Origin of the sequence: Streptomyces sp. NPDC088725, from assembly GCF_044751305.1 — a bacterium.
Lineage (GTDB): Bacteria > Actinomycetota > Actinomycetes > Streptomycetales > Streptomycetaceae > Streptomyces.
The window spans coordinates 425305-447670 of the sequence record NZ_JBIVLO010000005.1 but is presented as its reverse complement, the minus strand read 5'-3'; the positions used below and the strand labels follow the sequence as shown (position 1 = coordinate 447670).

Here is a 22366-nt window from a genome sequence, read left to right as displayed (position 1 = left end):
AGCCGCCCCGTCGCCGGAGCCCGCCGTATCCCCGGAAGCCGCCGTGTCCCCGGACGCGCCCGTATCCGCGGACACCGACGCATCCCCGGACACGCCCGTATCCGCGGTCACCGACGCATCCCCGGACACCTCCAGCTGAGCGTTGCCACGCCCGTATCCCCCAGGAGTCACACCTTGAACACCCAGCACACCCACCACCCCATCGCCATCATCGGCGCCGGTCTCGGCGGCCTCACCCTCGCCCGCGTCCTGCACGTCCACGGCATCGAGGCCGCCGTCTACGACCTGGACGCCTCGCCGACCGCCCGCGCGCAGGGCGGCATGCTCGACATCCACGAGGACTCCGGGCAGGCCGCCCTGCACGCCGCCCGTCTCCACGACGAGTTCCGCACGCTCATCCACCCCGGCGGCGAGGCCCTGCGCGTCCTCGACCGGCACGGCGTGGTCCGCATGGCGAAGGACGACGAGGGCGACGGCACCCGCCCCGAGGTCGAGCGCGGCCAGTTGCGCGGTCTTCTGCTCGGCGGGCTGCCCGAGGGCACCGTCCGCTGGGGCGCGAAGGTCACCGGCGCGCGCCCGCTCGCGGAGGGCCGCCACGAGGTCACCCTCGCGGACGGCTCCACCTTCACCACCGGCCTGCTGATCGGCGCGGACGGCGCCTGGTCCCGGATCCGCCCGCTGGTCTCCGACGCCACCCCCGCCTACGCCGGCCTGTCGTTCGTCGAGGGTGATCTGCTGGACGCCGATGTCCGCCACCCCGGCAGCGCCGCAGTCGTCGGCGGCGGCATGCTCTTCGCGCTCGGCGAGGGCAAGGGCTTCCTCGCTCACCGCGAGCCCGACGACAGCCTGCACATCTACACCGCACTCCGGGTCCCCGAGGACTGGCTCGCGGGTATCGACTTCACCGACGCCGAAGCGTCCAAGGCGGGCGTGCTCGCGCACTTCGGTGACTGGGACGAGAGCCTGCGGGCGCTGGTCGCCGACGCCGACAGCCCGCTGATCCCGCGGGCGATCCACATGCTGCCGGTCGGACACCGCTGGGATCGCGTCCCCGGCGTGACCCTGCTCGGCGACGCCGCCCATCTGATGTCGCCGTTCGCAGGCGAGGGCGCCAACCTCGCCATGCTCGACGGAGCCGAGCTGGGCCTCGCGCTCGCCGCCCACTCCGGCGACACCGAGGCCGCGCTCACCGCGTACGAGCAGGCACTGTTCCCGCGCAGCGAGGCCTCGGCCGCCGAATCCTCCCGCAACCTCGACCTCTGCTTCCGGGAGGACGCGCCTCAGGGCCTGCTCGACCAGTTCGCCGCCTACCAGCAGGCCGGCTGACGCGGTACATACGGCCGCTCGGCCCCACAGGGGTGGGCGCGTTGAGGTGATCCGGACGCAGCAGAGGCCCGGTCCGGCGCGTCTGCGCCGGACCGGGCCTCTGGGGCAAATCAGCGGTTGCCGACGCCGTTTCCGGAGAGGACCGGGATGTTGTCCAGGATGTGCGACAGCGGCTCGTCGCCCTTGGCCTGCGTCGAGTTCTCGACACACTGCTGGTTCTGCGGGTTCGACAGGACGTTGAGGTCCTGAACCGTGATCGGCACGAGGCCGATGAGCGAACCGACGTTGGCCTTGAGGGGCAGGCCGACGCAGGGCTTGTTCAGCGAGCCCTGGACCAGGCCCAGCTGGGGGCTCAGGTCCCCGCTCGTCGACGCGTTACCGAAGGCCTGCTCGGCGCCGTTGCCGCTGAACGACGTCGTACCCGACTGGTCGCCGACCGCCATCGCGGGCGCCGCGACGGCGGCCGACATGCCGACGACGGAGGCGGCTACAGCAGCGGTTGCCCACAGCTTCTTCATTTTGATGCCTTTCCAGAAAGGTCAGAACTCCACCGGTGGAGTACCAACTTATAAACTTGAACTGCGACAAATAGTTGCGGCCATTCCCTCGAACGGCCTAGAGGCACTATCCGGCCGGCTCACTGCGCGAAAAGGGCCGGACCGCCGCGGAATTCCCCGATTCCGGCGGCGGTCCGGCCCTTCGCACGATTACCCGGCCGGCGGATCAGCCGTTGGCCGCGCCGTTCCCGGACAGGATCGGGATGTTGTCCAGGATGTGCGACAGGGCCTCGTCGCCCTTGGCCTGCGTCGAGTTCTCGACACACTGCTGGTTCTGCGGCGACGACAGGACGTTGAGGTCCTGAACCGAGATCGGCACGAGCCCGATCAGCGAACCCAGGTTCGCCTTGGCCGGCAGACCGATGCAGGGCTTGTTCAGCGAGCCCTGGATGAGCGCGATCTGCGGGCTCATGTTGCCGTACGTCGCCGAGTTGCCGTACGCCTGGCTCGCGAAGTTACCGCTGGCGGACGTGGTGCCGCCTTCATTGCCGACAGCCAGCGCCTGCGGCGCGGCCGCAGCCGACATGCCGACGACGGAGGCGGCTACGGCGGTGCCTGCCAGAACCTTCTTGATCACGATAAGTCCCCTTACTGAAGGATGCCCCAAGTCCCCGGGGCGCACTGAGCAACTTCCTCCTGCTCGTTTAGTTCTTTCACTTCACTCCAATGGCCTATTACCGCAGTTCAGCAAGCCGATCGAGTGAAGTAGCGGAACTAAATAACGCCCTCACGGTTGGTACAGGTCGCACGACTTGCATTCTGAGAAAAGGAAAACGCACCGTGATGATCAAGAAGATTCTGGCCGGCGCTGCCGTCGCCGCCTCTGTCGTCGGAGCGTCCGCCATGGCGGCGCCGCAGGCGCTCGCTGTCGGCAATGACTCCGGCACCACCTCCGCGAGCGGCAACGGGGCCCAGTCGGCTTACGGCAACGCGTCGACCGGCGGCAACCTGAGCCCGAACGCGCAGCTCATCCAGGGCTCGCTGAACGACCTCTGCGTCGGCCTGCCCGCCAAGGTCAACGCCGGCTCGCTCATCGGCGTCGTGCCGGTCACCGTTCAGGACGTCAACGTCCTGGCGAACCCGCAGAACCAGCAGTGCGCCGACAACTCGACCCAGGCCAAGGGCGACGAGCCGCTGTCGCACATCCTGAACGCGATCCCCGTCCTCTCGGGCAACGGTGTGGGCAACGGCTGATAAGCGCGCGCAATAAGCACCACGCACCATGCGCGACGGGCCGGCAGGGGCAATGACGACCCTGCCGGCCCCGTGCGTTTCCGTTTACGTGTAAACCATTCGGTCCCATGGATTTCCATGGCATTCGGGTGAACGCGCGCGAGCCCGCAATCGCCAGCAGTTTCCTCGCATCTGCGGAGTCGTTGGAGTTCCAGCAGCGGACGTACGGGCTGAGAATGCGACGCTCACGGACCACGACAGTCGTGTGGACGTTATCGCCGCTGCGGAAAGGGTTCCAGATGAAGCACCAGAAGGCCGCAGTCGTCGTCACCGGACTGATCATGGCCATGGGCGCAGCTGCCCCGGCCGTCGCCGACGCCGGCGCCTCGGGCACGGCCGTCAACTCCCCCGGTGTCCTGTCGGGCAACGTCATCCAGATCCCGGTGCACGTCCCGGTCAACCTGTGCGGCAACAGCATCGACGTCATCGGCCTGCTGAACCCGGCCTTCGGCAACGTCTGCGTGAACAGCTGACACCGCACTGACGCCCCGCCCCCGGGGTGTTGTCGAGCCGGTCCCAGGGAGCGTCCGCCATGCGCTTCGGGACCGGCATCAGTTGCCACCGATATCACCACCACAGCTGCCAGGGCCTCAATTCAACGGCTCCGGCACGAGGAGAACCCAAGATGCGAGACCTCATCAGCAAAGGACTGCTCACGGCCGCCGCGGCGACCAGCGTCCTGTCCATGAGCGGTTATGCCCATGCGTCCGACGCCTCAGGAGCGGCCGTCGGATCACCGGGAGTGTTGTCGGGCAACAACATTCAGGTCCCCGTGGACGTACCGGTCAATGTCTGCGGCAACAGCGTGGATGTCGTGGGCCTGGTCAATCCCACATTCGGCAACACCTGCGTCAACGCGTCCGGCACGCACCACCAGGCGCCGCACGCCACGCAGTCGACGCACTCGACGCAGTCCACGCGCCCGGTGCAGACGCCCCAGCACGGTCCCGCGGTGCACACCGCGCCGGCGCCGCGTCCGGCCGCCGAGAACTCCCCGGCGTACGGAGACGCGCCGTCCCACCACGCCCCGTCCCACCAGGCGCCCTCGCACCACGCGCCGTCCCACGAACTGACCCCGGGCAGCCACAGCGGCGGTGCCGTCGCTGAAGGATCCGCCGTGGGATCGCCCGGCGTCGGGTCGGGCAACCTCATCGACGTCCCGCTCGACATCCCGCTGAACGTCTGCGGCGACAGCATCGACGTCGTCGGCCTGCTCAACCCGGCCTTCGGCAACAAGTGCGAGGTGGACGCTCCTGTGGTGACGCCGCCGGTGGCGCCTCCCGCGCACCACCTGCCGCCGGCCCCGCACCACCCCGCCGAGCACCAGGCGGTCCCGCCGCCCCCGCACCTCGTCCCGAACGCCCCGGAGCCGGCGCCGCCCGTCGTCCACCCCCACGTCGACAGCCCGGCGGAACCGGCCCAGCTCGCGGCGACCGGCGCCGACGACGGCCTCCTCGTCGGCGGTGCGATGAGCGCCGCGCTGCTGATCGGCGGCGGAATCCTGTACCGGCGGTCCACCGCCTCGGCGCGCGTCTGAGCTGGGCGCGAGCCACCTGGCTGAGCGGTAGCCACACCCGCCGGCCGTATCCCGACGGCCGGGAGAATCGCGGTTCTTTCCGGCGGATTCTCCCGGCTGACGCATGACGAACCAGAAGTCGTACGGCCCGGCGGCGCAGATCTCCACCGGCGCCGCTTTGCCGGCTCCCCGTTCCGGACGCCCTGACGGAAAATCAGGCGATCGGAAACGTCCTGTCAGCCCGCTCGACCGGACGGCCTGCCCCGATCGCGCTCAGCTCGTCCGTCGCGACGAGCACCGCCGGGATGGCGAAACCGTCGGCGACAGGCGGCAGCAGCCGCTGAACCTCCGCCAGATCCGCGCTCCGGTACGGCCGTAGACGCGCAGGGCACACAGAACGGAAGCACCCGACCGGGTTCCTCGCCGCCTCCGGCAACGGGGGCGTGCGTGCCTTTCGACGCTCGACGCGTAGTGCCTCTCTTTTCGATGGCCCAGGCGAGGGATGGATTTCACGGACAGCCCAATGGGACGTCAGACCAGGTTCCCGATCAGCGTATGAGAAATACTTTTCAGTCAGCTGACCCGGCCCCGGACCGTGAAAAGGGGATCCATTCCCGAAGGAGCAGACATGTCCACTCGGTATAGAAAAATGGCGGCCGCCTGTGCGGGTGTCGTCACAGCAGGTCTCCTTGCCACGGGCGCGGTGCTGCCTTCTCCGGACCCGCCGCCTCCCCCGGACCCGCTGCTTTCCCCGAGTCCGGGACCTCCTCCCGGCCCGGCGTCTTCCCCGGTCCCTGCGGCCGGTGTCTCCGAGAAGCCGGGACCTCCGAAGGCGCCTGAAGTCACCGAGCCCGCGTTCGGCGCGTACCTCGATTACGGCCCCGAGGGCGTCCAGCGCATGACCGGAATGCGGAAATGGCTGGGCGGCGCGGACATTCGGGTGGGGCACACCTATCTCCCCGGTGACGTGTGGTCCAACATCGAAGGCGCGCCCGGCTTCCTGGCGGACTGGGCCGAGTGGCGCAAGGCGCGGGCCGACAGACTCTTCGTCCTCAACGTGCCCATGCTGGAGGACAACGAGGCCCATCTCTCCGACGCCGCCGTCCGCCGCCGGCTGGCCGGCGGCGCGAGGGGCGCGTACGACAGCCACTTCGAGGCCCTGGGGCGGCGGCTCGTCGGTCTGGGCGCGGCCGACACGGTCATCGTGCTCGGCTGGGAAATGAACGGGACCACGTACACGCACCGCTGCGGGCCCGCTCCGGCCGCGTGGAAGACGTACTGGAACCGCATCGTCACCACCATGCGTGCGGTGCCGGGGCAGAGGTTCCGTTTCGACTTCGCGCCCAATCGCGGACGGGACGCCATCCCCTGGACCGAGTGCTATCCCGGTGACGACGTCGTGGACATCATCGGCATGGACTCGTACGACCAGCCGCCGGGAGACAGTTTCGACGAGCAGGTGAACGAGCCCTACGGGCTGCGACAGCAGGTGGATTTCGCGGCTGCGCACGGAAAGGTCATCTCCTATCCGGAGTGGGGCCTCTTCCGCAACGGGGACAATCCCGGATACATGCGCGGCATGCTCCAGTGGATGGACCAGCACAAGCCTCTCTACAACACTCTGACGGATTACTGTCCGCACGGCGTATGGCAGTGCGAACAGAATCCCGAATCGTCGCTGGTATTCCGCTCCATGATGTACGGACGCGGTACGGGCATCGAGCCCGGCACACCGCCGGCCAACCCGCCCGCGCCCCAACCGCCTTCGCCCGGACACCCGCGGGGATGTGACCTGCTGGACCTCGGTTCGTGGATCAACTCCTGGCTGGGCGGCAAGGTGTGCGTGCGGACCGACTGGTCGGGGCGGCTGCGCTGATACCGGTCGTCCCGCGGTGGTCGTGTGAGTGCGGCGACGGAGTCATCCCTTGCCGCCACCTCGCACCTCCCGGCCCTCCCGGCCTTGACGGCCGCCCTGGCGCATCCGTCTGACCAGGGCGGCGGCCCGGTCCCGGCTCGCGGCGCGTGCGAGGTGCAGTCGCAGGAGCGGCGCCAGATGGGCGCGGGCCAGCAGCAGCCGCTGGTTGCGCACTGCCCCGGGGCGCCAGTGGTGTTTGTACGGTTCGTTGCCGCGCAGCATGCTCAGTGTGGTCCTGCCACTGCCGCTGATCTGTTGTGCGCCGTGCCGCAGCAGCATCGTCGCCACGTCGACCTTGCGGGCCCGCAGTGCCGGGTCGGCCCCGTACAGATAGCCGCCTTCCAACTGCCCCGACATCAGGCTGAGATCGGCGGCCACCACCGCTCCGGCGAGCCGGAATTCGGTCAGTCGCGCGTCGCCGTTCTCCACCATCGCCCGGACGGCGCGGCTCAGATGCTCCGCGAACCGGGGGCTCAGGTGCTCGGGTGTGACGCCTCTGCCCTGCCACTGCCGCCGGTGCAGCTCCAGCAGACGGGCGATCGCCGCCGGGATCTCCCGCGCGGGCACCGGACGTTCCTCGATGCCGAGGGCGTCGAGCTTGCGCAGCTTCGCTCGGACGCGCTGGGCGCGGGCGGTGGTGAGCCTGGCGAGCAGTTCGTCCATGGAGACGGCGGGCAGCTCCAGGCAGGTGGAGTCGGCCAGTTGGCCGCGCGGCCCGTTCCAGCAGGCGTAGACCTGCTCGGCGGCGGCTCCGGGGCGTACCTCGCGCAGGTCGATCACAGCGGTACGCGCGGTGTCGGCGAGGGCCTTGGCGAGCGCGGCGGCGGCTTCAGGGCAGTTGTCGTCGAGCAACACGTCGGTGAAGTCGGAGATCGTGCCGCCGAGTTGAACCAGCATCGGGTACGGGCGGCGCACCAGCATCAGCGGCGCGGCGGCGACCAGTGCACCGTCCCGGCGTACGAGGACGACGCGGAGCCGCCCGTCCACGCCGTACGTCTGCCACCAGGAGCGCAGCCACGCGTGGCTCTGGAAGGGCGTGGCGGTACGGCAGCGGCGGTGGAGCGCGGTCCACGCGGTGGCGAGCGCGCCGAAGTGGTCGGCGTCCCGGCACACGTCGGTGGTGAACTCGGCGTCCAGGTCGGGGCCGAGGCCCGGCATGACTCCGGGTGTGAGGTACGTGCGCAGTTCGGTGGTCATCGCACCGCTTCCGGCTGACGCTGGGCCTGGGGCTGCGTGTGGGACTTCGACCTTGACCTGGACCGCCGCTGCGGCTGAGGCTGCGGCTTGGGCTGGGGTTGGGGTGCGGCCTGTGCCTGAGCCTGGACCTGGTCGGGCGCCGACGGATTGGGCACGGACGCGTGCACGTCATCGCCGTACCGCCGCTTGGGCCGGACCAGCAGGCCGAGTCCGCCGAGCAGCCCGCCCGCGCAGCCGCCGACCAGCGCGGCCAGAGGCGTTGAGGGCGAGACGGGGCTTGTCGGCCGCACCGCGCGGGAGAGCTGGAGCACCTGGACGTTCGTACTGCCTTGCAGGTGCGCCGCGTTGGAGACCAGGGCCCGGCTCACGCCGTCCGCCATGTCGACGGCGGCCGAGGCGCGGTGCGCGGTGGCAGTCACGGAGATCATCGGCGCGTCCGGCGAAGTCGCCGTCCGGACATGGTCTTTGAGGGTGTTCGCCGACACGCCCGCCCACACCTGCGCGTCGCCGAGGATCGCGACCTGCGAGGCGACCCGCCCGTACGCCGTCGCGAACCCCAGCGCGTCGGCGGCGGTCGATCTCTCCGTCGGTACGACGATGACGTAGCTGGTGGCGGCGTACTGAGGCGTGCGCACCTGCCCGTACGTTCCGCCGGCTGCGGCTCCGACGAGCGCCGCCGCCGGGACGACCAGCCACAGGGGCAGCTTCTTCAGTGACCGCCTCGGCGCGGACATTTTCGGCTTTCCGGATCCCTGAGGTTCTTGCGGTGCCTGAGATCCTTGAGACTTCGTTTCCTGGGTCATGACCAACTCGCTTCTCGGGTGGGCGCCGGGCCGCGTACGGCGTTCTCGTAGACGGCCATCAGCTGTCCGGCGCTGTGGGAGATGTCGTAGTGGAGTGCGGCGGCGGGCACGGGCTGCCGGTGCGGGCCCACCCCGTCCGGCCGTTCCGCCGACCGGTCCGTGAACCGCTGCATGAAAAGCCGCAGTTCGGCGATCAGTTCGGGCACGGACCCGCTGATCCGGCGCGCGCCGGGCGCCGCCTCCGGAGGCAGGTCGTGCAGCGCGGGGCAGGCCACGTGGAGCACCGGCAGTCCGGCCGCGAGCGCCTCGATGATCGCGAGCCCGAACGCCTCGTCGTGGGAGGTCGACACGAAGACGTCCATGGCTGCGAGCAGCGACGGCAGGTCGGATCCGGCGGGTGCGCCGGGGCGCGGGGGTGGTGGCGGGTCCTCGCAGGCGCCGTGGAACAGGATCCGGTCGGCCGCTCCGCGGCTGCGCGCCAGCCGCGCCAGAGCGTCGCGCTCCGCCCCGTCGCCCACCAGGAGGAGCCGGGCGCCCGGCAGGTCGGCGACGGCCCGTACGAGGGTGTCGAAGCGTTTGCCGAGGGTGAGGCGGCCGACTCCACCGACCACGAACGCGTCCTGCGGCAGGCCCAGTTGGTCGCGGGCCGCGCGCCGGGCCCGTTCGTCGTACGCAAAGCGGGTCACCTCGATGCCGTTGGGCACCACATGGATGCGGTCCCTGCGCACCCCCCAGCGTTCCAGCCGCCGCGCCACGGTGGCGGAGACCGCGACCGTCGCCGTTCCCATCCGTTCCCCGGCGAGATAGGCGGCGCGGGCGCCGGTGGACAGCGGTCTGCCCTCGATCTGCACGGCTCCCAGGGAGTGTTCCGTGGCGACGATGGGCCGTACGCCCGCCAGGCGGGCCGCGAACCGCCCGTACAGGCAGGCCCGGAACAGGTGTGTGTGCACCAGGTCGTACTTGCCGTGCCTGATGAGTCCGGTCAGCCGGGGCAGCGCGCCGAGGTCACGGTTTCCCGCCATTCCGAGGTCCCTGACGGACACACCGTCGGCGACGATGCCTTCGGCGACGACGCCCGGGTTGGTGAGGGTGACGACTTCACTGTGGGTCGGCAACTGCCGCAGCATCAGACGTAGTTGCTGTTCGGCGCCGCCGATACCGAGGCCGGTGATGACATGCAGTACCTTCATGGGCCCGTCCTTCCCGCGAGAGTGCCGGCGACCGCGGGGTACGGGGCGTACGGGACCGGCACGCGGCGCCAGGGGTACAGCAGCAGCTTGAGGTGGAGCCGCGCGGCGGTGTCGCGTTCGCCGGCGTGGACGCGCGGCAACGCGAACAGGCCGGTGAGCGGTCCCGGGCTGACGCCGACGCCGTACGCGTAACCCGCGTCGCGTACCGCCTCGACGGCGCGCACGTCGACCGCTCCGTACGGGTAGCAGAAGCCGTTCACCTCTGCGCCCGGAATCCCGTGCAGCAGGTCGCGCAGCAGGTCACGGCTGTGTACGGTCTCGGCGGCGAGCCGGACGTCGTCCACCTCGGTGAGGTCGGTGTGGCGCAGCCCGTGGGAGCCGATCTCCATGCCGGCGGCCGCCGCCTGCCGGACGCCGTCCTCGGTGAGGAGCGGCTTGCGCGGTCCGGGGGTGTCCCATGCGTTCGTACCGCCGAGGCGGCCAGGCAGCACGTAGACGGTGGCGGTGCACCCGTACGCGCGCAGCAGCGGGAGCGCCGCGGTGAGGAAGTCGGCGTACCCGTCGTCGAAGGTCAGGCCGACGAGTCCGGCGTCGCGCCCTTCGGCGCGTGCGCGCAGCAGCCGGTCCATGGAGACGCCGGTCAGGCCGCGCCCGCGCAGCCGGCGCAGGTGCTGTTCGAGCCGCCTGGGCGAGACGGTCACCTGGTAGGGGTCGTCGGCGGGGTCGGCGACCGAGTGGTACATGAGGGAGCGGAGCGGGCTGGGCACCGGGTCAGCGGGCATGCGCGGGCTTTCGTGTGAGGGGACGGAGGACGGTGTCGGTCTCGGGCGCGCCGAGGGCATGGGCGAGGACGAGGAACACGGCGGCGACCGCGGGACAGGCGGCGGCGACGGCCAGGAGCGGCGAGGGGATCAGGGCTCCGCAGAGCCGGCCCGCGCAGGTCGCACCCGCGGCGGCCACGGCGAGTCTGGCGAGGCCCGCCGTTGTACGGCCGACCCGTACGGGCACGCTGTGTCGGCCCACGGCGCCCAGCAGCAGGGCGGCGGTCAGGGTGATGCCGAGCGCGTTGGCGGCGGCGATGCCCTGAACTCCCCAGCCGCGTACCAGGAGTGCGCCTCCGGCGGTGTTGACGGCGAGGCCCGCGAGCATGGCGAGTGCGGGGAACCAGAGCGGGCGCGCGGCGGAGAAGTAGCAGCGCACCAGCGCGCCGACGAGGGTCTGGCCGAGCAGGCCGAGCGCGTACACCCGCATCACCGAGGCGGTGGCCGCTGTGTCGGCCGGGGTGAAGGCGCCGCGCTGGAACAGGACATGGACGATCTGCGGGGCGCAGGCGACCACGGTGGCGGCGCCTAAGAGGACGATGATGGCGGCGAGCGCGAGATCGCGTTCGACCCGCCGGCGTGCCACCTCGGTCTCGCCCGCCGCCATCGCGCGGGCGACCACCGGGAAGGTGACGGTGCACAGCATCAGGGAGAGCACCATCGGCATCTGCGCCACCTTCTGGGCGTAGTTGAGGTGCGAGATGGCGCCGGCCGGGAGCGGCGCGGCGAGGAACCGTTCGATGAGGACCTGCGACTGCCGGCTGAGGGCGAAGACGATGACGGGCGCGAGCAGCGCGAGGGCGACGGGCGGCGGGCGGGTGGCGCCCTTCGCCCTGCCCGTCTCTCCGTCCCCTGCCGCTCCCCGCGCCGGGTCTCCGGTCTCGCGTGCGACCGCAGGCTCGCGTGCGGCGGCGGGCCCGCGCTCCTTCAGCCTCCGTGCCAGAGCCGGCAGTTGGGCCAGCACCATCAGTACGCCGCCGACCGCGACCCCGGCGGCGGCGGCCCGTACGCCCCACCGTTCGCCGAAGGACAGCATCGTCGCGATGATGCCGATGTTGTACGCGCCGTAGATCGCGGCGGGGGCCACGAAGCTGCCGTGCGCCCGCAGCGCCGCGCTGATGTATCCGGCAAGGCCGAAACTGAAGGCGCAGGTGGCGGTCAAGCGCGTACAGCTCACGGCCAGTTGCCTGGCGGGCAGACCGGGTGCGAGCACGGTCACCACCCAGGGCGCGGTGGCCGCCAGCAGAGCCGCGCCCGCGCTCAGCGCGAGGAACAGCGCGGGCAGCGTCGTGCGCATCAACGCCCGCACCGGGTCCGGCAGTTCCGGTGACTCTGCGGCCGCCCTGCGGGCCAGCGCCAGGCTGAACGCCGGTACGAGGACCAGCGCCATGGCGTCCTCGATGAGCAGCGTGGACGAGACCTCCGGCACGGTCCACGCGACGAGGAACGCGTCGGTGTCGGGCCCCGCTCCGTACAGGTGCGCGATGATCTGGTCGCGGACCAGCCCCAGCAGCGCGCTCGCGGCGGTGAGGGCGGCGGTGAGGAAGGCCGCGCGGGCGAGGAACCGCCCGGAGGAGGACGGCGGACGGGAGCGCCCGCTCCCGACCGGCCGTACCTCCGAAGAGGCGACGGGCGGGGGCACGGCCGGAAGGGACTGCCTCGTATCGCTCACGTGGTGGCGGCCCCCTCGGTCGCGCGCCGGTCCAGCGCCCACCAGGCGGCGAGCCCGAGCACCACGGCGGTCAGTACGGTCGAGGGGCCGCCGATGTCCGCGTATCCGAAGTCCGTCAACTGCCAGACCAGCAGGCCCGCGACGACGAACGCGCAGTCGGATCCGGTACGGGTACGGCGCGCGCGCGGAAGTCCGCGCAGCGCGCACACGAGCAGCGCGGCCCAGCTGCCCGCCAGCGCGAGCACCCCGAACAGCCCCTGCTCACTGAGGATCAGCAGATACATGTTGTGCGGGGACAGCAGCGGCTGACGCTGGAAGCCCGCGCCCGCGCCGTCCGTGTCGCTGGCGGCGGACAGCGCCAGCGAGGAGTGGCTGTCGCGGAACGCGGGGAAGCCCTTGAGCCCGACGCCGTCGATCGGTTCCGTACGCCACATGTCGGCCGCCGCCGCCCACATCGTGTACCGGTCGGTGACCGACTGGTCGGGCGCGGCGGTGACCTGCGTGATGCTGTCGAGGCGTTCGGTGATCAGCTGGGAGCCGGCGCCGAGACCGCCGACGAGCACGACCCCGAGCGCTCCCGCGACAAGGGCGGCCCGGCCCGCCCTGCGCAGCCCCGACACGGCGAGCTGGACGGCGACCGCCAGGGCGGTGGCGATCCAGGTCCCGCGGCTGAAGGACAGTGCCAGCGGTACGGACAGCAGCCCGGCGCAGACCAGCGCCGCGGCGCGCTGTGCGCGGGAGATCTCCCGGTCCTCACCGAGCGCGAATCCGACGGCGCTGACCAGGCCGTACGCGACGACCGTGGCCATGGCCATCACGTCGGTCGGCCCGAAGGTACCGACCGCGCGGATGTCCTCGCCCATGTACGAGGCGCCGGTGCCGGTCAGGAACTGCGCGACGCCGATCCCGCCCTGCACCAGCGCGAGCGCCACCAGGGAGCCTGCGACAAGCCGGAAGTCCGCACGGTCGCGGATCAGCAGCAGCAGGGCGGCCGGTACGAGTACGAAGATCTGGAGATAGCGTGCCACGCCCGGCAGCGCGGCCGCCGGATCGTGGGCGGTGATCGCGGCGACGCTCACACCGAGAACGGGAAGTCCGAGGATCACCGCGGCCGTTCGGGTCAGCGGGCGGGCCCGGTCGCGTACCGCGCGGATCAGGCAGTGCAGCACGAGCAGCGCGGAGGCCGCGTCGGCCGCGTTCCCCGTTCCCGCCGTACCGTCACCGGCCGAATGTGCGGGCAGCGCGAGCAGCGCGACGACGGCGACGGCGGGCAACAGCGGCAGGAAGCGCCGGAGTTCGACCCCCCATCGGCCAGTGGGCTGCGACGGTCCCGCGGCCGGAAGCAGGACGCCGGCGGTCATCAGCTGCCCGCCGGACGGATCAGGGAGACGGCGGTACGCAGCAGAATGCACACGTCCTGCCAGAGCGACCAGTGGTCGATGTAGTGGTTGTCGAAGCGGGAGCGGTCCTCGATGGAGGTGTCCCCGCGCAGCCCGTGGACCTGCGCGAGACCGGTGATGCCGACGGGCATCCGGTGTCTGGCCGCGTAACCGGGCAGTGTCTTGCTGAAGTTGGCGACGAAGTGCGGGCGTTCCGGGCGCGGTCCGACGAGGCTCATGTCGCCGCGCAGTACGTTCCACAGCTGGGGCAGCTCGTCCATCGACGTACGGCGCAGGATGCTGCCGACCGTGCTCATCCGGTGGTCGTTGGCGATGCTCCAGCGGGTCGCGGCCTCCTGCTCGTCGGCGGGCCGCAGGGTGCGGAACTTCAGCAGGGTGAAGGCGCGGCCGTTCTGGCCGACTCGCTCCTGCCGGAAGAGCACACCGGGCCCGTCGCAGACCCGGACCGCGAGCGCGCAGGCCAGCAGCACGGGCGAGACGGCGAGCAGGACGGGCGCGGTGACGAGGACGTCGAGCAGCCGTTTGGCGAACGTGCCGCGCCGCCGCGCCGGGGGCGGATACGCGCGGCGGCACGTATAGCCCCAGACGTGCTCCGCCATGGAACCGGATCCGCGGGCCGCGGGGAGGCCGGCCGCCGTCACCGTGTGCCAGGAGCCGCCGCCGATGAACCAGGTGGCGCAGCCGTACGCGTGGAACAGCGCGACGAGCGCCGTGTGGTCCGCACCGTCGCCGGAGTCGATGAACACCGCGTCCCGCACACCGTTCCGGACGACCGCGCGCCGGACGTCCTCGGCGGCGGCGAGGACGGGCAGCGCGCTGCGGTCGGTGCCGTCGGGCCCCTCGGGCTGCGCGGGGACCGCGATGCCGACGGGCTTCAGGCCGTATTCGGGGTGCTGCGCGAGCAGGGTGCTCAGCCGCCGCGCGGCCGCGCCCGTGCCGACGACGAGCGCGGGGCGCGGGTGGTTTCGGGTGACCATTCTCCGCCGTACATACACGATCCGGCGGCAACAGCCCGCGACTGCCAGCTGGACGGCGGCGCCGAGTGCCAGTGCACCCATACCAAGCGCGTGTTGGGGATAGAGCGCGGCGAGGACGGCGGCGGCCGCACACCAGGCCACAGCGATCCGGGCGGCGAGCGCGGGCAGTTGGGAGAGCACGGAGGCGGCGACGCCCGTCCGGTACAGACCGGCGTGCGCGTTCAGCACCGTGACGGAGACGACGAGCTGGACGACGAGGACGGCGCCGCGCTGTTCCTCGGTGAGCAGCGCGGTCGACAGCAGGGCTGCCGCGCAGTCCGCCACGACCAGCGGCAGCCCCACGAGCGGCGGAGCGCCCGGGGGACGGCGCGGCGGTGGCGCGGCCGGGCCCGCGAGGTCGCGGGGAGGGGCGAGCGAGACACGTCCCGGGCCCGGCCCGCCGGTGTGCGGGGGCCCGGACGGCGAGGGAACGCTGGTGCTTTCCGTGGTCACTGGGAAATCGGCTCCCTGCGTTCAGGTCGCGGAGCCGCGGCGACATCGCGGTACACGTCCGCGACGGCGTCCGCGGTCTGCCGCACGTCATGACGGCTCAGTACGTGCTGACGGCCCCGGCTGCCGAGCGCTTCGCGCAGCGGCGCGTCGGGGAGCAGCGCGCTCACGGCGGCCGCGAGGGACCGCGGGTCCCGCGGTGGCACCAGGCAGTGGGGCGCGCAGCCGGGCGGCAGGCTCTCGCGCGCACCGTCCACATCGCTGAGGACGACGGCGCGGCCACTGGCCATCGCCTCGAGCGGCGCCACCGCCATGCCCTCCCAGCGGGAGGGCAGGACGACGAGGTCGGCCGCCCGGTACCAGGGCGCGGTGTCCGCCACGGATCCGGCGAAGAGCACCGACGGCGGGGCGGCGCCGCGCAGCATGCCCGCGTCCGGGCCCGTACCGACCAGGACGAGACGTGCCTGAGGCAACTGTCGGGTAATCGGTTCCCAGGCGCGCAGCAGAATGTCCTGCCCCTTCTGCCGGCAGAGCCGGCCGACGCAGACCACGAGGGGCGCGGCCGGGGACAGACCGGCGAGCAGTGGCAGTGAGGCGCGCGCGGCCCCGGCGTCGGCGGGCGCGAAGCGTTCGGCGTCGACGCCGTTGCGGACGACGGACCAGGGGGCCCGGATCCCGGCGCGCTCGCCGGTACGGCGTTCGGCCTCACTGACGCAGACGACGCGGTCGGTCCAGCGGGCCGCCCACCGCTCCCACCGCAGGGCAAGCGCCGCCGTCGTTCCCCCGACCGCCTCGAAGGACCAGGCGTGCGGCTGGAAGACGGTCGGGACCGCGCCCCGTACGGCCAGCCGGCCCGCGAGTCCGGCCTTGGCGCTGTGGGCGTGCAGCAGGTCGGGCCGTACGTCCTCGACCAGCCGGGAGACCTGGCGGATCTCGTCGGGCAGGTTCGGTCCCGGGGCGCGGGTCGCCCGCCATGACCTGACCTCCGCGCCGCGGCCGGCCGCCGCTCGCGCGAGTGGTCCGTCCTCGGGGCAGGCGACGACCACGCGGATTCCGGCATCCACCTGTGCCCCGGCCAGATCGGTGACCACCGCGGCCACTCCGCCGTCGACCGGCTGTACGAGGTGGAGCGCCGTGAAGCCGGTCCCGGGCCTGTGCCGTCGTGGCTGCACGCGCAACTCTTTCCACTCGTCGATACCAGGAAAGCGATCTCTCGGGCGGACTTGAGGCCCATGGAGTTCAGAGCCGCGCGAGTGTCTGTACGAAAAGCGCACCGGTCCAGCTGGAGTAACGTCCTATTCGGCATCCAGCCGAACAGCGGCTCGATCGCCAGGAGGCTTCTCTCCGTCAATCCGGCCGAACGAAGGCGCCGTACGGCCCCCGATTCTTCATATCAGAGGCTTGTAGTCCGATGGCATTCCTCATACAGACCCTCCGCCTCACCGACTAAAACAGAAGGGACCTTTACAGACACCGGACTGAAAATCACGCCAGACGCGCAGAAACGAGCTGAGCGTACAAAATGATTCATGTGATCTGGCCGTGGCCTGGACGAACCGTCACCGGTAACCCGAACTGGCGTCACTCATTCGGGGGCGCAACCGATCAACCGCCTGCGCCGTTGTTCGGGGTACGTCGGGCATGTGCGTCCGATGTCTCGTTTTCATTCAGCGCCAAGGAGTCATCCCCCATGTCACGTATCGCCAAGGCTGTCCTTCTGTCCACCGCGGCCGCCGCCGCTGTCGCCGGCGCCTCCGGCGTTGCCATGGCCGACGCGGGCGCCCAGGGTGCGGCCGTCGGTTCCCCGGGCGTCGTCTCGGGCAACGTCATCCAGGTCCCGGTGCACGTGCCCGTGAACCTCTGCGGCAACACGATCAACGTCATCGGTCTGCTCAACCCGAGCTTCGGCAACACCTGCGTCAACGCCTGACCACGCTTCACCGCCTTCCCCCGAGCCACGGAAGGGCCGCTCTCCCCCCTGGGGCAGGGCGGCCCTTCCGCGTCAACGCCCGCGACAGGAGACCGGAGAAGGCATCCCTTCATTCGGGTGACCCGCTCAGAATTCCTTCTCGACGGAGTTTCCGGCCCGCCCGGGAATCGTTACAGAGGAAGAGGCCACGCAAAGGAAACCTCCCAAAGGGTCTGTGCGAAGCGAGAGTTGCCTCGCAACAGACACGTCGAAAGAAGGATTCACGGAATGAAGCCCCTGAAGATCGCCGCCGTTGTCGCAGGTTCCATGATGGCTCTGGGTGCGGCTGCCGCCACCCCGGCCTTCGCCGCGGAACCGGTCCTGTCCCCCATGAGTCTCAACGGCGCCCTCGACACCGTGGCCAGCCAGGGCCTGCGCGACGGCAAGCCCGTCGACACCAACCTGCTGGACGGCAAGAACAAGGGATCCCTCACCAACGCGCTCAAGGACGTCACCGGCGGACTCAGCAAGTCGCAGAACGGCAAGAGCAGCAACGCTCCCCTGCTCGGCGGCCTCGGGCTCGGCAAGTAATTCCACGCACGTCCTCTTCGCATGACCGCGGGGTTCGGCGCGTGGCCTGAACCTCCGCCACGGATCGGACCCGATACCGCCGAATGAGGGAATTCTCTTCTTCACTGGGAGTTTCCCGAATATCCGGCGACCGCCGATCCATACACTCACGACAAACCCACTGAGAAAGGCTATTCATATGAAGACTTCCAAGAAGGTCGCCCTCGTCATCGCCGCCGCCGGTATCGCCGCGGGTGCCGCCTCCGGCAGCGCCTTCGCCGACGCGGGCGCCGAGGGTGCCGCTGTGGGCTCGCCGGGCGTCATCTCCGGCAACGCCATCCAGGTGCCGGTCCACATCCCGGTCAACCTCTGCGGCAACACGATCGACATCGTCGGTCTGCTCAACCCGGCATTCGGCAACACCTGCGCCAACGGCTGACGGCGCTGACTGACGTTCTTCACTGACGTCGCTTGATCACGACAGAGCGGCTGCGCGGAGTTGGGGCTTCGCGCAGCCGCTCTGTCGTATGTGGTGGCGGGGTTCAGGACTCTGGCCGGACAGGGCCTGGCGGCTCAGCCGGTCAGGCTGCGTACCGGGAGCAGCGCGTGCGCCGCCGTGGCGAGCGTCGCCTCGTCGCCCACGAAGGCCCGCAGCCGGTCCTCGCTGACCGGCAGGCCGGGCGTTCCGTCGGCCCACGGCTTGGTCGCGACCAGCAGGTAGACCTGACCGGTCTCTCGCGCGTCCTGCTCCCACTCCGGCGGGACCGGGCACTGCGCGTTCAGGTACGGCATCGTCAGGACCGCCCTGCCGGCCTCCACCAGCATCGTGATCCCCACGCCCGGCGTGTTCGCGACGTCGACGACATCGCCGCCCGGCGAAAGACCGATCTCGCTGAGGACCGTACGCATGGCCTCTTCTCCGGCCTCCGGTCCGTTACGGCCGTCGCCGAGGGAATAGGCCAGCAGGAAAGGCGCGCCACGCTCGCCGTTGGAAGCGCCGGTGGTCCAGGGAATCACCGACAGTGTGCCCAGCAGAGGGGTGTACAGCGCGGTGTTGGTAGAAGTCATGCTTCGGCACAGTAGTGGCCCGCCGGGAATATCCGTGAGTCCGTGTCACCCGTGTGGGCGAGTACCGGTATTGCTCCGCGCTCTTCGATCCATGGGAAGCTCCATCGCGCTCATCTCCCCGGAAGGAATCACATGACGACGTTTGTCCCGCGGACCACGGCACCGGACGCAGATCCACCGCGGCCGAATCTCGCGGACCCGTCGTTCTGGCAACTGCCGCATTCCGAAAGGCTCGACGCATTCGCCGTACTCCGACAGCTCGACGCACCCGCGTACTTCACGGAACGGGAACGAAGCCGATGGAGACCGGAGAAGGGATTCCACGCGCTGGTCCGACACGCCGACGTGGTGGAGGCGAGCCGCAATACCCGCGTGTTCGCAAGTGCCCCCGGCGCGACGACGCCCGAGCCCGCGCGCTGGGTGCGCGCCCTCTTCGGGGACTCCCTGGTCAATCTGGACGGCCCCGACCACGCGCGGCTGCGCCGGATCGTCTCGCGCTCCTTCACCCCGCGCATCCTCGGCCGCGCGGAGGCCGACATCCACGCGGTCGCGGCCCGGGTCGTGGACGACGTACTCGCGCGGCGTCCTGACGATCTCGTGGCCTCCGTCGCCTCGCGCATGCCGTTCGAGGTCATCTGCAACCTGATGGGCATCCCGGAGAGGGAGCGGCCGGCCATTCTCGCCCAAGTCGACCGCGCGTCCGGCGAGATCGGCGTGCCGCGTTCGGCCCGCGGCCGGCTGCGCGTACCCGGCAAGGGGCTGCGCGCCCTGGCCGGCATGCAGGGCATGGTCGCGGACCTCGGCCGGGCCCGCCGCAGACACCCCGCCGATGACCTGATCTCGGCGCTGGTCGGCGCGGACATCGAGGGGCGCGGGCTGTCCGGTCGCCAACTGGGCTCCTTCTTCTCCCTGTTGATGGTGGCGGGGGTGGAGACGACCCGGAACGCGATCGCTCACGGACTCCACCTGCTGACCGCTCACCCCGAGCAACGCGCGCTGCTGGAAGCCGACTTCGACCATTACGCGGAAGGCGCGGTGGAGGAGATCGTGCGGTACTCGACCCCGATCATCCAGTTCCGCCGCACGCTCACCCAGGACCACCGGATGAACGGCCACCACTTCCGCGAGGGCGGCAAAGTCGTGCTCTTCTACTCCTCCGCCAACCGCGACGAGTCGGTCTTCCCCGATCCCGACCGCTTCGACATCACCCGCTCTCCCAACCCCCATGTCGGCTACGGCGGTGGCGGCGCACATCACTGCCTGGGTACGCACCTGGCCAAGCTGGAGATGAAGGCGCTGCTGCGTGAGCTGCTGACCCGCGTGCCCGGTCTGCGCGCGGGGGCGCCCCTTCTCGTCCCTTCGAGCTTCGACAACCGGGTACGTTCCCTGCCGTGCGCATACAACGGAACGTGACAGCCCCGGTCATCCTGGCCAACCCGCCCGGTTCTTTCGCCTGGGGCGTGCTCGCCAGGCGGCACCCGGCGCTCATCGAACAGGTGCGGGAGGCCTTCCCGTACGGACCCGAGCAGCACCGCGCCCTCGACGCGCTGCTCAGGGAGAGCACCGAGGGCGTGATCGAACCGCTCGCGCCCGACGACAGGCACGAGCGGGAGCTGTGGGACGTGTGGGGGCGGGAGTACGCCGGACGCGGCTGGTTCGAGGTGCCGTTCCTGTGGGCGGAGAGCTACTTCTACCGCCGGCTGCTTTCGGCCGTCGGATACTTCGAGCCCGGGCCGTGGCAGGGCGTCGATCCCTTCGCACCGTTCAAGCGGGCCGAACTGGACGGCGCTGAGGTCGGGGCGGAGCTGGCCGCCCTCGACGCGCTCGCCGGGCTGTCCGAGGAGGAACGGGCGGCGGCGCTGCTGCGCGGGTCGCTCTGGGGGAACCGCGCGGACCTCGGATTCCGTATCGCGTCGGACACGTCCGGAGCATCGGACACGTCCGGAGCCTCGGACGGTACCGGAGACCCCGACGCGCGGCTGGTGGCGGACGACAGCGGGCCGCTGTGGTCGCTGCTGCCTCCGGACCCGGACACGCCCGGCGTCGTCCACCTGATCGCGGACAACGCGGGCCGTGAGCTGATCCCCGACCTCGTCCTCCTCGACCACCTGCTCACCAGCGGACGCGCCGAGCGGGCCGTCCTGCACGTCAAGCCGTATCCGTACTACGTCTCCGACGCCATGACGGCGGACGTCGTGGACTGCGTACGCCGGATCAGGCGGGCCCCGGGGCGGGCCGCGGAGGCCGGGGAGCGGCTCTGGGCGGCGATGGGCACCGGCAGGCTCGCCGTGCGGGCGCACCCCTTCTTCTGCGCGCCGTTCCCGTACAGCGAGATGCCCGGCGACCTGTGGCGGGAGCTGTCCGGCGCCACGGTCACGCTGGTGAAGGGCGACCTCAACTACCGCCGCCTGGTGGGCGATCAGCTGTGGCCGCCGACGACCCCGTTCGCCGGCCTCACCGCGTACTTCCCGAGCCCCGTGACGGCCCTGCGCACCCTGAAGTCGGACGTGATCACCGGTCTCGGCCCGACGGTCCTTTCGGCGCTCGAAGGCAGCGGACAGGCCTGGCGTACGAGCGGCACGCACGCGCTGATCCAGACGAGGACATGACGTCCCGGGCGCCCCGCCGACCGCGTGACGGGCGCGCCCGTTCGGGCGGGACCCCGGGCCGGAACCAGCACGGCGCGCAGGGTTCGCGGGCGTCAGGACCGTAACGTTCCGACCCGCGGCCCGCGCGCGGCGGGACAGAGAAGCGAGAACCATGGAACACGAAGCCGGAACGGCAAGCGGGACCGAGAGGGGAAGCGCACATGGCTGAGAATCGTCTGCTCACCGGACCTCGCATCGGCTTCGGAGCGATGCAGTTGCCCGGCCCCGGGGTCTGGGGGCCGCCGAAGGACAGGACCGCCGCCCTCGCCGTCCTGCGCCGGGCGGTCGACATCGGCGTCACCCACATCGACACCGCGGACTTCTACGGTCCGCACGTGGCGAACGACCTGATCCGCGAGGCGCTGCACCCGTACCCGGCGGGGCTGACCATCGCCACCAAGGTCGGCGCGCAACGCGACGACCAGCGCCGCTGGCTCCCCGCCGCGAGCCCCGCGGAGCTGCGCGCGCAGGTCGAGTCGAATCTGACCCGGCTGGGTGTGGACCGCCTCGACCTGGTCTATCTGCGGACGGGCGGGGAGGGGGCCGTGATGCCGCCCTCCGATACTCCGTTCCTCGATTCCTTCCGCGCGCTCGCCGACCTGCGCGCGGAAGGACTCATCGCTGAACTCGGTCTCAGCGGCGTCGGAAAGGACCAGCTGGCGCAGGCGAACGAGGTGGCGCCCGTGGTCGCCGTACAGAACCTCTTCCACCTGCTGGACCGCACGGACGCCGATGTGCTGGCCGTCTGCGAGGAGCGGGGGATCGCGTTCGTCCCGTACTTCCCGCTCGCGGCCGGTCTGCTGAAGCCGGTGCCCGACACGACCCGGCTCCCGGCGGACGCGGCGCCCACCGCCGAACAGCAACGGGTTCTTGACGAGGTGGCGGACCGGCACGGCGCGAGCCGCAGCCAGACCGCCCTGGCCTGGCTCCTGGCTCGCTCCCCGGTGATCATCGCGATCCCCGGCACGACCTCGGTCGCGCACCTGGAGGAGAACGTCGCCGCGACGCGCGTCGAACTGACCGGGGAGGACGTGGCGCGGCTGACCGCGCTGGCCTGAGCGGCCGGGGCCGTCTG

General features: G+C 71.1%; 22 protein-coding genes. 11 read left to right on the top strand and 11 right to left on the bottom strand.

Annotated elements, in window-relative coordinates; all coding sequences use genetic code 11:
• The first annotated feature begins 174 nt into the window (after positions 1–174).
• A complete protein-coding gene (locus ACIP6N_RS15375; RefSeq protein ID WP_401815847.1) occupies positions 175–1326 on the top strand; it encodes an FAD-dependent oxidoreductase in 1152 nt (383 codons plus the stop codon).
• A gap of 110 nt (positions 1327–1436) precedes the next feature.
• Here the strand turns inward: ACIP6N_RS15375 and ACIP6N_RS15370 are convergent, their stop codons facing one another.
• Both ACIP6N_RS15370 and ACIP6N_RS15365 read right to left on the bottom strand, forming a co-directional pair.
• Entirely contained in the window at positions 1437–1844 is a 408-nt protein-coding gene (locus ACIP6N_RS15370; protein WP_401815846.1) for a rodlin, read from the bottom strand.
• A gap of 205 nt (positions 1845–2049) precedes the next feature.
• Positions 2050–2460 carry a rodlin gene (locus tag ACIP6N_RS15365; protein WP_401815844.1) on the bottom strand — a complete coding sequence of 137 codons (411 nt, stop codon included), beginning with the start codon at positions 2458–2460 and terminating at the stop codon, positions 2050–2052.
• 209 nt (positions 2461–2669) lie between these two features.
• Between ACIP6N_RS15365 and ACIP6N_RS15360 the strand changes: the two genes are divergently transcribed.
• From ACIP6N_RS15360 to ACIP6N_RS15345, 4 genes are all read left to right on the top strand, one after another.
• On the top strand, positions 2670–3077 hold the full coding sequence (locus ACIP6N_RS15360) for a rodlin (protein WP_401816219.1): 408 nt from the start codon (positions 2670–2672) through the stop codon (positions 3075–3077).
• A 278-nt stretch (positions 3078–3355) separates the two neighbouring features.
• Entirely contained in the window at positions 3356–3589 is a 234-nt protein-coding gene (locus ACIP6N_RS15355; RefSeq protein WP_401815843.1) for a chaplin, read from the top strand.
• Between the two features lie 152 nt (positions 3590–3741).
• Entirely contained in the window at positions 3742–4653 is a 912-nt protein-coding gene (locus ACIP6N_RS15350; RefSeq protein ID WP_401815841.1) for a chaplin family protein, read from the top strand.
• A 607-nt stretch (positions 4654–5260) separates the two neighbouring features.
• Positions 5261–6508 carry a glycoside hydrolase family 26 protein gene (locus ACIP6N_RS15345; protein ID WP_401815839.1) on the top strand — a complete coding sequence of 416 codons (1248 nt, stop codon included), beginning with the start codon at positions 5261–5263 and terminating at the stop codon, positions 6506–6508.
• Between the two features lie 42 nt (positions 6509–6550).
• Here the strand turns inward: ACIP6N_RS15345 and ACIP6N_RS15340 are convergent, their stop codons facing one another.
• From ACIP6N_RS15340 to ACIP6N_RS15305, 8 genes are all read right to left on the bottom strand, one after another.
• On the bottom strand, positions 6551–7705 hold the full coding sequence (locus tag ACIP6N_RS15340) for a GNAT family N-acetyltransferase (RefSeq protein WP_401816217.1): 1155 nt from the start codon (positions 7703–7705) through the stop codon (positions 6551–6553).
• 35 nt (positions 7706–7740) lie between these two features.
• Positions 7741–8478, bottom strand: coding sequence for a lipopolysaccharide biosynthesis protein (locus tag ACIP6N_RS15335; RefSeq protein ID WP_401815838.1), 738 nt, complete (start codon positions 8476–8478; stop codon positions 7741–7743).
• A 65-nt stretch (positions 8479–8543) separates the two neighbouring features.
• Positions 8544–9737 carry a glycosyltransferase gene (locus tag ACIP6N_RS15330; RefSeq protein WP_401815837.1) on the bottom strand — a complete coding sequence of 398 codons (1194 nt, stop codon included), beginning with the start codon at positions 9735–9737 and terminating at the stop codon, positions 8544–8546.
• Entirely contained in the window at positions 9734–10519 is a 786-nt protein-coding gene (locus ACIP6N_RS15325) for a polysaccharide deacetylase family protein (RefSeq protein WP_401815836.1), read from the bottom strand. The genes ACIP6N_RS15330 and ACIP6N_RS15325 overlap by 4 nt, the downstream gene beginning before the upstream one ends.
• Entirely contained in the window at positions 10509–12230 is a 1722-nt protein-coding gene (locus tag ACIP6N_RS15320) for a lipid II flippase MurJ (protein ID WP_401815834.1), read from the bottom strand. The genes ACIP6N_RS15325 and ACIP6N_RS15320 overlap by 11 nt, the downstream gene beginning before the upstream one ends.
• Positions 12227–13591, bottom strand: a complete 1365-nt coding sequence (locus tag ACIP6N_RS15315) for an O-antigen ligase family protein (RefSeq protein ID WP_401815832.1) — start codon at positions 13589–13591, stop codon at positions 12227–12229. Before ACIP6N_RS15315 ends, ACIP6N_RS15320 begins: the two co-directional genes overlap by 4 nt.
• Positions 13591–15099, bottom strand: coding sequence for a sugar transferase (locus ACIP6N_RS15310; protein WP_401815831.1), 1509 nt, complete (start codon positions 15097–15099; stop codon positions 13591–13593). Before ACIP6N_RS15310 ends, ACIP6N_RS15315 begins: the two co-directional genes overlap by 1 nt.
• Positions 15096–16268, bottom strand: a complete 1173-nt coding sequence (locus ACIP6N_RS15305; RefSeq protein WP_401815829.1) for a glycosyltransferase — start codon at positions 16266–16268, stop codon at positions 15096–15098. Before ACIP6N_RS15305 ends, ACIP6N_RS15310 begins: the two co-directional genes overlap by 4 nt.
• Positions 16269–16786: 518 nt before the next feature.
• On the opposite strand from ACIP6N_RS15305, the gene ACIP6N_RS15300 reads away from it, so the two are divergent.
• The 3 genes from ACIP6N_RS15300 to ACIP6N_RS15290 all read left to right on the top strand — a co-directional run bounded on the left by ACIP6N_RS15300 (position 16787) and on the right by ACIP6N_RS15290 (position 18014).
• Positions 16787–17026 carry a chaplin gene (locus ACIP6N_RS15300; RefSeq protein WP_401815827.1) on the top strand — a complete coding sequence of 80 codons (240 nt, stop codon included), beginning with the start codon at positions 16787–16789 and terminating at the stop codon, positions 17024–17026.
• 267 nt (positions 17027–17293) lie between these two features.
• The gene (locus ACIP6N_RS15295; RefSeq protein ID WP_401815825.1) at positions 17294–17596 is read left to right on the top strand and encodes a hypothetical protein; all 303 of its coding nucleotides are present in this window, start codon (positions 17294–17296) and stop codon (positions 17594–17596) included.
• A gap of 178 nt (positions 17597–17774) precedes the next feature.
• Positions 17775–18014: a chaplin gene (locus tag ACIP6N_RS15290; RefSeq protein ID WP_401815824.1), complete on the top strand. Its 240-nt coding sequence runs from the start codon at positions 17775–17777 to the stop codon at positions 18012–18014.
• Between the two features lie 134 nt (positions 18015–18148).
• On the opposite strand, the gene ACIP6N_RS15285 is transcribed toward ACIP6N_RS15290, so the two are convergent.
• A complete protein-coding gene (locus ACIP6N_RS15285) occupies positions 18149–18643 on the bottom strand; it encodes a DUF5949 family protein (protein WP_401815823.1) in 495 nt (164 codons plus the stop codon).
• 132 nt (positions 18644–18775) lie between these two features.
• Here ACIP6N_RS15285 and ACIP6N_RS15280 point away from each other — a divergent pair, with 132 nt between their 5' ends.
• From ACIP6N_RS15280 to ACIP6N_RS15270, 3 genes are all read left to right on the top strand, one after another.
• Positions 18776–20056 (top strand): cytochrome P450, encoded by a 1281-nt coding sequence (locus ACIP6N_RS15280; protein ID WP_401815821.1) that lies wholly within the window; start codon positions 18776–18778, stop codon positions 20054–20056.
• Positions 20053–21252: a damage-control phosphatase ARMT1 family protein gene (locus ACIP6N_RS15275; RefSeq protein WP_401815820.1), complete on the top strand. Its 1200-nt coding sequence runs from the start codon at positions 20053–20055 to the stop codon at positions 21250–21252. Before ACIP6N_RS15280 ends, ACIP6N_RS15275 begins: the two co-directional genes overlap by 4 nt.
• Before the next feature lie 200 nt (positions 21253–21452).
• A complete protein-coding gene (locus ACIP6N_RS15270; RefSeq protein ID WP_401815819.1) occupies positions 21453–22349 on the top strand; it encodes an aldo/keto reductase in 897 nt (298 codons plus the stop codon).
• The last annotated feature ends 17 nt before the right edge of the window (positions 22350–22366 follow it).